The organism is Ruegeria sp. BG8 (assembly GCF_056538325.1).
This window is the reverse complement of sequence record NZ_JBQFSZ010000001.1, coordinates 839,879-851,396: the sequence shown is the minus strand read 5'-3', so window position 1 is coordinate 851,396 and position 11,518 is coordinate 839,879. Positions and strand designations below refer to the sequence as shown.

Here is an 11,518-nt window from a genome sequence, read left to right as displayed (position 1 = left end):
CCCCAAACCCCGGGATATTTTTTGCCAGATGAACAAGGGGCATGACTTGGTGCGCGGTCGCACTATACTCGGGTCATGCGGTGGATTCTTGCGGTATTGTTGATGATTTCGGGTGGGGCTGCTGCACAAGAGCGGCGGCCAAGTCATTGTATCGCCATCGCGGATGCTGCACCGGGAATTGAATACATACAGAAGGCTTCTTGGCAAGACCCGGTTCCCGAGTTCTCGGTTCGGATAAGTTATGTTGCTCACGCGTCTTTCCTGATCCAGACGCAGGGTGGGTTGAACGCGGTGACGGATTTCACGGGGTTTATCGGAAGTGCCGATCTTATTCCGGATGTTGTCACCATGAACCACGCGCATAGCACGCACTGGACAGCCAACCCTGACCCTGCAATCCCGCATGTGCTGCCAGGGTGGGGCGAGTTTGGTCAGGGCATTGAGCATCACCTGGATCTGGGCGAAATGCTGGTACGCAATGTATCGACTGATATCCGTTCTGCGTATGGCGGGGTAGAGGAACGCGGGAATTCGATCTTTGTTTTTGAGATCGAAGGATTGTGCATTGGCCATCTGGGCCACCTGCATCACGTTCCGTCAGAGGAGCAGTTTGCTGCACTTGGGCGTCTGGACGTGGTCATGGCGGCCGTGGATGGGGGAACGACAATGCCCTTGCCCGAGATGATCTCGGTTCTCAGGCGGTTGAAAAGTTCTGTTATCATACCGATGCACTGGTTTTCGGGGTTTTCGTTGGATCGGTTTCTGGTTGATATCCGGGACGAATTCCCAGTTGAACGCAATGGTGTTTCCGAGATTGTCGTTTCGCTGCGCACTTTGCCTGACCGTCCCACAGTGGTTGTGCTTGAACCGCAATATCTGATCGAACTGGAATAGGCCTTGTCGCGCTGCCGCAGGTTGGGCAAGGAAGTCCTATGAGTTTGAAGCCTGCCGATGATGCATTTGCCCAGTCTGTCCAGCGTGCGTTTAGCGCGGATATTCTGCGGCCTGTAGCCGAGCGTTATCTTGAGGAACCGCGCCGACGTTTTGCTGGTCAAGCCGGGGTGCTGGCATTGCCGCGTACTGTGTACGAGGTATCAGGGCTGGTTCGCATGGCGTCTGATGCGGGTGTGCCGGTGGTTCCTTATGGCGGTGGGACTGGGCTTGTCGGTGGGCAGGTGATGTCCGATGGCCCTGCGCCGTTGCTGATTTCGCTGGAGCGGATGACCGCGATCCGGGACGTTTATCCGGCTGAGAATATCCTGATCGCCGAAGGCGGTGCAATTCTGGCGGATGTGCAGAATGCGGCTGAACAGGTGGACCGGCTATTTCCTTTGACACTGGCCGCGCAGGGATCCTGTCGCATCGGCGGTAACCTTGCCACGAATGCCGGTGGCGTGAACGTCTTGCGTTACGGCAATGCGCGCGACCTGTGTTTGGGGCTGGAGGCCGTCTTGCCGAACGGAGAAATCTGGCACGGGCTGGGTCGTTTGCGGAAGGACAACACCGGGTATGACCTGCGCAATCTGTTGATCGGGTCCGAAGGAACGTTGGGGATCATCACGGCGGCTTCGCTCAATCTGTTTCCTCGTCCTGCGGGCGTTGGGACTGCGATGATAGCAGTAGCGTCGCCCGAAGCCGCGATCGAGCTTTTGGCAATGGCGCGGGACCAGGTGGGAGACGGGGTCAGCACATTCGAGCTGATCCACCGACAAGGGCTGCAGTTCCTGACTGAAGTGTTGCCTGATGTTCGCCAGCCTTTTGACACCCAGCCCGAATGGTCGGTTTTGATTGAGGTGGGGTTATTCTCAGGTCTGTCGCCAACGTCTGCGTTAGAGGACCTCTGTGCTGAGGCTCATGAACGGGGTCTGGTTCTGGACGCCGTTATCGCACAAAGCGAAGGGCAGCGCTTGGACCTGTGGGCCGTACGCGAGCGTATCCCCGAGGCCAATAGGCTGATCGGTTCGGTGTCCAGCCACGACATTTCGGTGCCGATTTCCAAAATACCCGAGTTCATTCGTTGGGGTCAGGAAGCTATCGCGCCACTCGGCCCTTTCAGGATCAATTGTTTTGGTCATTTGGGCGATGGAAATTTACACTACAACGTGTTCCCACCCATCAGGCATTCGCGTTCCGAATTTGATGACCAACGAAAGCAGATAAAGCGTGTGGTTCATGACCTTGTGCACGCGTTCGAGGGATCGGTGAGCGCCGAGCATGGTGTTGGGCGTCTGAAGACGGGCGATCTTGAACGATACGGGGACCCGGTCAAATTGGCTGCGATGCGTGCTATAAAATCGGCTTTAGATCCGAAAGGGATCATGAATCCGGGTGCTGTATTGAAGTCGTGAAAGCGGCCCGGGATTACCCGAGCCGCTTTGTTGATCAGGATGCTGGCAGGATGACCTTGTCGATCACATGAATCACGCCATTTGAGGTTTCGATGTCCGCCTGAACGACGGCCGCGTCGTTGATCATCACGCCGTTGTCGAGATCGACAGTGATGTCGCCACCTTGAACAGTGGCCGCTGTCATGTCGTCAGACAAGTCACCCGACATTACTTTGCCCGGTACCACGTGGTAGGTCAGGATAGCGACCAGCTGATCCTTGTTTTCCGGTTTCAGCAAGTTTTCGACGGTGCCCTCCGGTAGGGCGGCAAATGCTTCATCGGTGGGTGCGAAGACGGTGAACGGCCCGTCACCTTTCAGCGTATCGACCAGTTCGGCCGCCTGAACAGCTGCAACAAGCGTTTCAAAGCTGCCCGCGCCAACGGCGGTGTCCACGATATCTTTGTTGCCGCCAGCAAACGAAGTTGAAGCGATCAGAGCGCCAGCAACGCCGGCAAAAGCAAGTTTACGAAGCATAATAAAGGTTCCCTTGTTGGGATGCCTGAAGTGACATCAACAGGGATACGGGGGATCGACAAAACAAGATCACTGAATATCTCTATGAAATATCGTTGATCTGAGCATGCGCTGGGCTAAGCCACGCTGAAGTTGAATTTCCACTCACTTTTTTGTGATGTGGCGTCGTTAAAGACCTTCGAATTCACACAGAACGTGCACATCCATGTCCATGTCTTCCAGCATTTTGCGCCCGCCCAGCTCGGGCAGATCGACGATAAAGGAACAGGACACGATCTCACCGCCCAAACGCTCGATCAGCTTTATACCGGCTGCAGCCGTGCCGCCGGTAGCAAGCAGATCATCAACGACCAGAATTTTCTCACCGGGTTCGATGGCATCGTCATGGATTTCGACGATCGCTTCACCGTATTCCAGCTTGTAGTCCTGACTGATGGTGGTGCCGGGCAGTTTGCCCTTTTTTCGGATGGGAACAAAACCAACGCTGAGTTGATGTGCGATAGCACCGCCCAGAATAAAGCCGCGCGCCTCTAGCCCGACGACTTTGTCGATGCGCTCTCCGGCATAGGGGTGCAGCATCTGGTCAATCGCCATGCGAAACCCACGTGGATCAGCAAACAGCGTTGTGACGTCCCGAAACATGATCCCCTCATGCGGGAAATCGACGATTGTGCGGATGTAATCCTTAACCGATTTGTTTCTGGACATGATCGACCCCTTAGGCGTGAAACACGCTGGGCTGTTTGGCCCATTGGGGTCAGTCATGCAAGAAAAGAATGGCCTCGCTTAATCGCGACGTCCCCGAATTGCATTCGGCAGACTGTAGTAACGGTACAGCGGGGCAGGTAGCCACGACAGATGCGGTTTGCGCCAATTGCGCTGGTCGCGCAAAAGAAATGCCTGAGCAGCATGAAGGTTCATTGCCAAAATCCTTATTTATTGTTAGGTGCTCGATAACTACAACTTCTATGCAGTGTATATACAATGCATCTCGTGTAGAATCAAGTGTTAGACGGGGATTTGGTGCGTGGCGAAGAAAGACGGAAAGAGTTCTACAAAGAAAAACAGCCAGTTAGTCTTGAGGCTGGATAAAGATGAACGTGACGCTTTTGTCGAGCTTTGCAAGGAATTGGACACGTCCGCAGCAAGAGAAATCCGGCGGTTTATCCGCAGTTTTATGAAAGAAAACGCCGAGAACTGATCTTTAGGCGGGACGTCGCAAGACGGCTGTCGCGATGCCCATTCCGATCAAGGTAAGCCCTCCGAACCGGGTCAGCGCCGCAATCACACCCGCGCGCCCAATCATCAGGCGCAACCGATCGGCCAAAAGCGCATAGGCCAGCGCATTCAACCAGGCCAAAGCCACAAACGTCGAGATGAGTATGAGGAACTGCGGAGCCAGTGGATCAGCAGGCCTCAGGAATTGCGGCACGAAGGCGATGAAGAATGCGATCGATTTTGGGTTCAGTGCCGTTACCGCCGCCGCGTGTCCAAAAACACTGCCAGCGGTCACGTCTTTTTGGGTTTCCACCGAGTGTAGGCCATCTGACGGAGCGCTTCTGAGCAGTTTTATCCCAAGCCAGACCAAATAGGCGGCACCGACCCATTTCAGTACCGAAAACAGAGTTGCCGAGGCCAAAACCAGTGCCCCTAGCCCAAGCAGCGACGCGGTCATGGCCACAAGGTCCCCCAAAGCAACTCCTGTTGCCGAGGCGACGGCGACACTGCGGCCTTTCGACAAGGCGTAGCTGAGGACCAGCAAAACGGTTGGTCCCGGGATGAGTAAAAGTGCAGTAGATGCTGCCACGAAGGCCAGCCAAAGGTCGAGAGACATGAGCGCTCCGGTTAGAATGTCCTGTGGAGCAAGCCCTGATAAGGTTTGAAGGTCAAGCCATTCGTGGCTGTGATGTGCGGCGCATCAACGCTTCGAGCGGGCCATTGCGGAAATGCTTAAGCCAGAATTGGGCAAACACGGCGGAAAGGACGCAGAACGCCAAGGCGTAACCTGCGATCTGTGTTGGGCTAAGTGAGCCGTTCAGCAGACCGACCGCCTCAAGCAACCCCATTCCGATCAGAATGTGTGCCATGTAAAGTGTCAGGCTCATTCGTCCGGGCGCAGTTAGGATGGGTCCAAGACCGGGTTGTTGCAGCTTTGACCACAACTTGAGAACCAGTCCTATCACCACACAGGCCGAGCCTGTTCCGGACAGAATGTAAAACGGCCCCGGCGGGATGGATTTGGTGCCCAGATAAGCCGCTAAATCGGGATCCGAGATGAGAATGCCGGGGAACATGGACAAAACGACGGCGCCGAAACCCCACATGATCAGGCGATGCTGGACGCACAAGGTATGCAGCTCAGTTCGTCCAATTGCCATGCCGATCAGCAAGAAAGATGCCCAAGGCAGCACGGGGTGCCATCCGTTAAAAAACGTGTTTCGTAGAAAACCGGGCAAAGTCCAAAGGTCGGAATAAGTCAGGCTGGCCCAATCCCACCCGCGGTCGTAGTCGAAAGTCAGGGTCAGCACTATTGACGCCCCGACAATTCCCACCGCTGCAAGCCACAGACCGCGTGAGGACGCGGACAAAATAGCAGCGCCAACGACAAAATACAGCGCGTAGAAGTGCAGGATGTCGGCCTCAAACACCGTCATGTTGATCAGGCCCAGGACGAACAAAAAAGCAGCGCGTCGCAGCAACACATCTGAAGTGACGCCGGATAAGCTAATCCCAATTCCAGCGAGGACTACGAACAAGGCGGCGGCTCGCCCCTCAATCGCGTCGACAAGAAAGGACGCAATGTCATGGCCCGGCACAACCTGCGCGGCGATGCGGAAATTGACCAGCACCATTCCACAATAAGCCAGAAATCTGGCCGCATCCAAAGCCTCAAGTCGTTGCATGTTGTCCTCTGCGCTTGCGTAAGGCTTTCTGCCTTGGATTTGTGGCGCAACTGCGGCCAACGCAAGGGGCTGGATCACGAAATCGCGAGCATCTCAAGACGCACGCGGACCTCAAGTTCTTTCGCCGATCCGAAGGTTTCTGTAGAAAAGTTAAACTCTGGATTAATCCTCGGGGCCACTGCTTGAAACAGGGTTAGAGATGCCCGAAATCAAGGATGCAACCCGGACGGAGGGACCAATGACACAAGTATATGAGACAAATACAAGTGCGCAGCATAACATCGGCTCAAAGATGGGTCGTATCAAACGCGCATTGATCTTTTCTGTGATTGGTGTCGCCGCGATCTATGTCGGGGTGCTCGGGTATATTTACTTCAATCAGAAGTCTATGGTGTTTAAACCGGATGGCCAGCTGCTTAGCCCGGCCGCGGTTGGTTTAGCAGACGTTGACGTGATATCGCTGACGATGTCGGATGGCGCAGTGCTGACGGCCTGGTCTGCAGCGCCGGCCACGGAAAACACTCCCACCGTTTTGTTCTTTCATGGCCAAAGCGGCAGCCTAAGCGACCGGGCAGACAGGATGAGCCAAATCCGAGAGAGCGGATTTGGTCTATTGGCACCCAGCTATCGCGGATTCCCGGGGAGCGAAGGTGAACCTTCGGAACAGGCGCTGATTGCAGATGCCATTGAGATGTTCGACCAGTTGAGCAGCGAAGGGCAAACAGTTGTTTTGCATGGGCAAAGCCTGGGGACAGGGATTGCGACTGCCGTCGCCGCACAGCGCCCCGAAGCCCGTCTTTTGGTATTGGAGGCACCTTATACGGCGACCGTCGATGTCGCGGCCGAGCGTTACCCGTGGCTGCCGGTCTCATCCCTGATGCAGGATCAGTTCAGAACACGGGACCTTATCGACGATGTAACAGTTCCAACGCTGATTTTTCACGGAACAGCAGATCAAACGATCCCGGTGCATCATGGTCAGGCATTAGCTGATATGGCAGGTGACACCGCACAGCTGCATATCATTACGGATGGCACCCACAACGACCTGTGGACGCATGGATTGTGGGACGAGGTTCTGACTACGCTGACCCCCGCAAGCGGGTCATAGTATTCGGCCCGCAACCGCATCCAACTTTGCCAGCAACGCCGGGTCGCGTTTCTCGGGGGCAGTCAGAATGGCGTATTCCAGCGCGCGGTCGCATCCATGCGGGCAGGGGGCGCGGTCTTTGCCCAGCAAGGCCGGTAATCCCTTGACCAAAGCGCGACCCTTTTCGGCGTTCCCGGTCAGGGTGGCGATAATCGCCGTAACATCAACTTCTCCGTGGTCCGGATGCCAGCTGTCATAGTCCGTCACCATGGCGATTGAGGCATAACAAAGCTCGGCTTCACGGGCCAGTTTTGCCTCGGGCATGTTTGTCATGCCGATCACGTCGCAGCCCCAATGCTCACGGTACATCTTGGATTCGGCCAGTGATGAGAATTGCGGCCCTTCCATCGCCAGATAAGTCCCGCCACGGTGGATCGTTATACCAGCCGCGGTGCCCGAAGTTTCACAGGCGTCGGACAATCGCGGGCAGGTCGGATGTGCAACGCTGACATGGGCGACGCACCCGGTTCCGAAAAAGCTTTTTTCACGCGCAAAGGTCCGGTCGATGAATTGGTCGACGATGACAAAATCACCTGGTGTCATATGTTCGCGGAACGAGCCGCAGGCAGATACTGAAATCACATCCGTGACCCCCAAGCGTTTTAGGGCGTCGATATTGGCGCGATAGGGCACTTCGGTCGGAGAATGCACGTGACCCCGCCCATGCCGCGGCAAAAAGGCCATATCGACCCCATCCAAAGAGCCTGTGAGGATCTGGTCCGAAGGGTCGCCCCAAGGTGTCTCAACCGTGACCCATTCCGCGTTTTCCAACCCGTCAATCTCATAGATGCCTGATCCGCCGATGACAGCAATCTTGGTCTGGGTCACGTGTTCTCTCCGGGTTGTGGTGGATGTTGACGGATTTGTGGGCCGCGGCGCGGTGTTTGACAAGGGGTAAAGGCGGTTACTGCCGCGCCCACAGATTGCGATCCTGTGCCTGCTGCCTAAAATCACCCCATGCCTCATCGAATTCCTGCAGTGGCCATGTCAGATCCTGCGATTGCCCGTGCCGGTCGCGAAAAACAAAGCGATAGGCGTCTCCTGCAAGCATGGCGTCTACGATTTCGTCTGCCGATGTTCCGTCGAATGTGCAACTTAACCCGGTCAGACATCTCGGCCTTCTTGTCCGCCAGACCACGTTATTCCCACCATCAATGCGAAATCCCGACGGGCTGAAAAGCGTGCCGGGTTCAATGCCGAACTCGATCTGCACGCCGTCAGGTGCGGGTGTGATGAAAACGAACTGAGCACCGAATTTGGGCCGATAGGAAAACACCTCGGCGCGGCGGATGTAGCAGCGTTGTTTCAGGTTTCCGTATTCCTCGCGCTCGTCGCATATGGAATTCCAAACGCCGAACGACTGGTAATGGGTCACGCGCCAGTTGCTGGCTGTGTCATTGCCCTGCAAGTCCTGCGCAAACGCTGCAAAAGGGGCCAGTAAAAGTGGGATAATCCATCGCATGGCACTATGGTGCGCGTCGGACGCAGGGTCTTCAACTCACGACTTTGCGAGATGGCCGGTATGCATTTTGTGCATATCGGCATCCCACCTGGCGCAGTGGCTCCAGAGGCCGATGGAAGGTAGAAGGCCCCTTTCGCGCGAATATACCAATCTACAGGACGCCCCATGCCCCGAGCCATGCTGGCAAGCTTTGCCAACCGTATTGCTAAACCCGACCTGCGTTGGGTGCCGGATGAGGGGTTGACCGCCTCGCGTCTCAGGATTGAACTGCTCTCTGGCCTGACGGTGGCTTTGGCGCTGGTACCCGAAGCGGTAGCTTTTGCGTTTGTTGCAGGCGTACACCCGTTGGTTGGCCTCTATGCGGCGTTTATGGTCGGCCTGATCACCGCGCTGATTGGTGGCCGCCCCGGGATGATCTCGGGCGCGACGGGGGCATTGGCGGTGGTCATGGTCGCATTGGTGGCTGAACATGGCGTCGAATATCTGTTCGCAACCGTTGTTCTGATGGGCATTCTGCAAGTCATCGCCGGGGCCATGCATTGGGGGCGGTTTATCCGTCTGGTGCCGCATCCGGTTATGCTGGGTTTTGTGAACGGTCTGGCGATTGTCATTTTCCTCGCGCAGTTGGGACAGTTCAAAGTACCCGGCAGTATGGAAAACACAGGCCACGGCATGAGCGGTGGTGAGTGGCTGTCAGGAATGCAGCTTTACACCATGTTGGGGCTGGTTGCGCTGACCATGGCGGTAATCTGGGCCATGCCGCGCGTGACGCGCATCATTCCTGCACCGCTTGCGGGAATCGTCGTGGTCGCTGCATTGGTGATTGGTTTTGGTCTGGATGTACCGCGTGTCGGCGATCTGGCGTCGATCGAGGGGGGGCTGCCTCCGTTCCATATTCCTATGGTGCCGCTGACCTGGGAAACCTTTGAAATTATCCTGCCATATGCCGTCATTTTGGCTGCAATCGGTCTGATCGAATCCTTGCTGACCCTGAACCTTGTGGGTGAAATCACCGGCAAGCGCGGTGGAGCTTCGCAGGAGTGTATCGCGCAAGGCGTGGCCAACGTCGCGACCGGTTTCTTCGGTGGTATGGGCGGTTGTGCGATGATCGGTCAGTCGATGATCAACGTGAAATCCGGTGGTCGTACTCGTATTGCGGGTATCGCTGCTGCGTTGTTCCTGTTGATCTTTATCCTGTTCGCGTCGCCGCTGATCGAACAAATCCCGCTGGCCGCGCTGGTTGGTGTGATGTTCATGGTGGTCATCGGCACCTTTGCATGGAACTCGTTCAATATCATGCGCAAGGTTCCTCTGATGGACGCCTTTGTCATCGTGCTGGTGACGGTTGTGACGGTGATGGAAGACCTTGCCGTTGCGGTGGTCGTAGGCGTGATCGTGTCTGCGCTGGCGTATGCGTGGAACAATGCCAAACGCATCCACGCCATCACGCGCGAGTCCGTGACAGAGAAGGGCGCAAAAGTCTATGAGATCCAGGGGCCACTTTTCTTTGGATCGTCCGACGGTTTTGTCGAGCTGTTCGACGTGCCTAATGATCCTGAAACCGTGATTGTCGATTTTGCCGACAGCCGCGTTGTCGATCAATCCGCGCTGCAGGCAATCGAAAACATCGCAGGTAAATACGAAGCCGCCGGTAAACGTGTCATGCTGCGTCACCTGAGCCGCGATTGCCACAGGCTGCTGAACAAAGCAGGTCACCTGATGGTCGACAGCGATGACGACCCGGATTACGAAATCGCCGTCGATTACTCAGTACGGACCGGCATTCTGGGTGGTCACTGAGATCACAGAAAAGGGCGCCGATACGAGCGCCCTTTTTTACAGACAGTGCAACCGATAAGGTCGACAGTTTCGCCGACGCACCCGACGTTTTGACCAAACGCTTGGACGAGGTGAAATCCGCCGCCAAAGCGTCAGTCATCCGGACGGTTGAGCGAGAACAATTCGGTAACAACCGAATAGTCCCGATACCCAAGCCGCGCCAAGGGTTGGTAGGTGGTGACATCGAACTTGCCATCGCGAATACAAGCATCGTCCAGATGCACGCCGATAACTTCACCAAAAACCACGCGATTGGCTTCACCCGGCAAGGTTACGATCTGCGTCAGCTTGCATTCCAAAGCTGCCGGAGCCCCTTTGATCCGTGCACAGGGAATGGTCTCACACTCGACCGGGGTTAGACCGGCGTGTTCAAACTCGTCGACATGTTTTGGTAGACCCGCCGAACTGGCGTTCATCGCATCGCGATGCGCATGGGCCACAACGTTCACACAGAAGACGCCGGTTGCTTCGATATTGGCAATGCTGTCCTTGCCCCCGATCTGATCGTCTTTGGTGCCGGTTGTGGCGAACATGACCTGAGGCGGGGTGTACGCAACGCCGTTGAAAAAGGAATAGGGCGCCAGATTATTGATCCCGTCGGCGTCCCGCGACGAGATCCAGCCGATAGGTCGGGGCGTGATAATGGCGTTGAAAGGATTGTGCGGCAGGCCGTGGCCGTCTTCGGGGCGATAGAACATATGGTCTCCAAGCGTTTGCCCAAGGCGTATCGAAGTGCTAGGGCGAATTCCAGCAAGGAAAAGAGGGCAGGGTTGCAGCAATTCACCATAAAGCCAGAAGAGCCGGACGATTGGTGGGAAGTCGAGGCTTTATATGACCTGTGCTTTGCGCCCGGCCGCGAGGCGCTGTCGTCCTATCGTTTGCGTGACGATGTTCCGCCTGTTTCCGGTTTATCTCTGGTGGCTCGGGACAGCCAAGGCATTCTGGCCGGTGCTATTCGGTTTTGGCCGGTTCATGTGGGCGACCGGGATGCGCTGCTGTTGGGGCCGGTCGCCGTGCACCCGACGCATCAGGGCGAAGGGCTGGGTGGCTTTCTGATCCATGAAGGGTTGCAAACCGGGCGTGAGAAAGGCTGGAAACGCGTGATGCTGGTCGGTGACGCGCCTTATTACGCAAGGTTCGGTTTCGCGCGCCTGCAGGACGTCGAAATGCCCCCTCCGACGAACCCAGACAGGGTTCTGGGCGTTGATTTGGTACCAGATGCATGGTCAGCAGTGACGGGGCTGGTAACGCGTTGGTCGCGCTGACCTATTGAAATCCGGTGTGGAACCTCCGATCTCTTTA

At 56.2% G+C, this 11,518-nt stretch carries 14 protein-coding genes; 6 read left to right on the top strand and 8 right to left on the bottom strand.

The features are described 5' to 3' along the window. Positions 1-75: 75 nt before the first annotated feature. Both ACR0DG_RS04325 and ACR0DG_RS04320 read left to right on the top strand, forming a co-directional pair. Positions 76-894, top strand: a complete 819-nt coding sequence (locus tag ACR0DG_RS04325) for an MBL fold metallo-hydrolase (RefSeq protein WP_480694628.1) — start codon at positions 76-78, stop codon at positions 892-894. 38 nt (positions 895-932) lie between these two features. After that, a complete protein-coding gene (locus ACR0DG_RS04320) occupies positions 933-2,348 on the top strand; it encodes an FAD-binding oxidoreductase (RefSeq protein WP_480694626.1) in 1,416 nt (471 codons plus the stop codon). Between the two features lie 34 nt (positions 2,349-2,382). Here the strand turns inward: ACR0DG_RS04320 and ACR0DG_RS04315 are convergent, their stop codons facing one another. The 3 genes from ACR0DG_RS04315 to ACR0DG_RS04305 form a co-directional block, all read right to left on the bottom strand. Continuing rightward, positions 2,383-2,862, bottom strand: coding sequence for a fasciclin domain-containing protein (locus ACR0DG_RS04315; RefSeq protein WP_480694624.1), 480 nt, complete (start codon positions 2,860-2,862; stop codon positions 2,383-2,385). A 168-nt stretch (positions 2,863-3,030) separates the two neighbouring features. After that, a complete protein-coding gene (locus ACR0DG_RS04310) occupies positions 3,031-3,570 on the bottom strand; it encodes an adenine phosphoribosyltransferase (RefSeq protein ID WP_480694622.1) in 540 nt (179 codons plus the stop codon). 78 nt (positions 3,571-3,648) lie between these two features. Continuing rightward, the gene (locus ACR0DG_RS04305) at positions 3,649-3,783 is read right to left on the bottom strand and encodes a hypothetical protein (protein WP_480694620.1); all 135 of its coding nucleotides are present in this window, start codon (positions 3,781-3,783) and stop codon (positions 3,649-3,651) included. 106 nt (positions 3,784-3,889) lie between these two features. Here ACR0DG_RS04305 and ACR0DG_RS04300 point away from each other — a divergent pair, with 106 nt between their 5' ends. Beyond that, on the top strand, positions 3,890-4,063 hold the full coding sequence (locus ACR0DG_RS04300; RefSeq protein WP_480694618.1) for a hypothetical protein: 174 nt from the start codon (positions 3,890-3,892) through the stop codon (positions 4,061-4,063). A 3-nt stretch (positions 4,064-4,066) separates the two neighbouring features. On the opposite strand, the gene ACR0DG_RS04295 is transcribed toward ACR0DG_RS04300, so the two are convergent. After that, positions 4,067-4,696 (bottom strand): LysE family translocator, encoded by a 630-nt coding sequence (locus tag ACR0DG_RS04295; RefSeq protein WP_480694616.1) that lies wholly within the window; start codon positions 4,694-4,696, stop codon positions 4,067-4,069. Between the two features lie 52 nt (positions 4,697-4,748). After that, positions 4,749-5,765, bottom strand: coding sequence for a DUF418 domain-containing protein (locus ACR0DG_RS04290; RefSeq protein ID WP_480694615.1), 1,017 nt, complete (start codon positions 5,763-5,765; stop codon positions 4,749-4,751). Between the two features lie 238 nt (positions 5,766-6,003). Between ACR0DG_RS04290 and ACR0DG_RS04285 the strand changes: the two genes are divergently transcribed. After that, positions 6,004-6,876 (top strand): alpha/beta hydrolase, encoded by an 873-nt coding sequence (locus ACR0DG_RS04285; protein WP_480694613.1) that lies wholly within the window; start codon positions 6,004-6,006, stop codon positions 6,874-6,876. Here the strand turns inward: ACR0DG_RS04285 and ACR0DG_RS04280 are convergent. Further along, a complete protein-coding gene (locus tag ACR0DG_RS04280) occupies positions 6,871-7,743 on the bottom strand; it encodes an S-methyl-5'-thioadenosine phosphorylase (protein WP_480694611.1) in 873 nt (290 codons plus the stop codon). The genes ACR0DG_RS04285 and ACR0DG_RS04280 overlap by 6 nt on opposite strands. 76 nt (positions 7,744-7,819) lie before the next feature. Further along, positions 7,820-8,377: a hypothetical protein gene (locus ACR0DG_RS04275; RefSeq protein WP_480694609.1), complete on the bottom strand. Its 558-nt coding sequence runs from the start codon at positions 8,375-8,377 to the stop codon at positions 7,820-7,822. Positions 8,378-8,542: 165 nt separating this feature from the next. Here ACR0DG_RS04275 and ACR0DG_RS04270 point away from each other — a divergent pair, with 165 nt between their 5' ends. Further along, complete coding sequence (locus tag ACR0DG_RS04270; protein WP_480694607.1) at positions 8,543-10,177, top strand: SulP family inorganic anion transporter; 1,635 nt, start codon at positions 8,543-8,545, stop codon at positions 10,175-10,177. A 131-nt stretch (positions 10,178-10,308) separates the two neighbouring features. Here the strand turns inward: ACR0DG_RS04270 and ACR0DG_RS04265 are convergent, their stop codons facing one another. Next, positions 10,309-10,914, bottom strand: a complete 606-nt coding sequence (locus ACR0DG_RS04265; protein ID WP_480694605.1) for a flavin reductase family protein — start codon at positions 10,912-10,914, stop codon at positions 10,309-10,311. Between the two features lie 72 nt (positions 10,915-10,986). Between ACR0DG_RS04265 and ACR0DG_RS04260 the strand changes: the two genes are divergently transcribed. Next, complete coding sequence (locus ACR0DG_RS04260) at positions 10,987-11,481, top strand: GNAT family N-acetyltransferase (protein WP_480694603.1); 495 nt, start codon at positions 10,987-10,989, stop codon at positions 11,479-11,481. Positions 11,482-11,518 lie beyond the last annotated feature (37 nt).

Bases quoted from the DNA above. Each gene is read 5' to 3' on its own strand.
- ACR0DG_RS04325 (WP_480694628.1), top strand. From the start codon at position 76: ATGCGGTGGATTCTTGCGGTATTGTTGATGATTTCGGGTGGGGCTGCT.
- ACR0DG_RS04320 (WP_480694626.1), top strand. From the start codon at position 933: ATGAGTTTGAAGCCTGCCGATGATGCATTTGCCCAGTCTGTCCAGCGT.
- ACR0DG_RS04315 (WP_480694624.1), bottom strand. From the start codon at position 2,862: ATGCTTCGTAAACTTGCTTTTGCCGGCGTTGCTGGCGCTCTGATCGCT.
- ACR0DG_RS04310 (WP_480694622.1), bottom strand. From the start codon at position 3,570: ATGTCCAGAAACAAATCGGTTAAGGATTACATCCGCACAATCGTCGAT.
- ACR0DG_RS04305 (WP_480694620.1), bottom strand. From the start codon at position 3,783: ATGAACCTTCATGCTGCTCAGGCATTTCTTTTGCGCGACCAGCGCAAT.
- ACR0DG_RS04295 (WP_480694616.1), bottom strand. From the start codon at position 4,696: ATGTCTCTCGACCTTTGGCTGGCCTTCGTGGCAGCATCTACTGCACTT.
- ACR0DG_RS04290 (WP_480694615.1), bottom strand. From the start codon at position 5,765: ATGCAACGACTTGAGGCTTTGGATGCGGCCAGATTTCTGGCTTATTGT.
- ACR0DG_RS04285 (WP_480694613.1), top strand. From the start codon at position 6,004: ATGACACAAGTATATGAGACAAATACAAGTGCGCAGCATAACATCGGC.
- ACR0DG_RS04275 (WP_480694609.1), bottom strand. From the start codon at position 8,377: ATGCGATGGATTATCCCACTTTTACTGGCCCCTTTTGCAGCGTTTGCG.
- ACR0DG_RS04270 (WP_480694607.1), top strand. From the start codon at position 8,543: ATGCCCCGAGCCATGCTGGCAAGCTTTGCCAACCGTATTGCTAAACCC.
- ACR0DG_RS04265 (WP_480694605.1), bottom strand. From the start codon at position 10,914: ATGTTCTATCGCCCCGAAGACGGCCACGGCCTGCCGCACAATCCTTTC.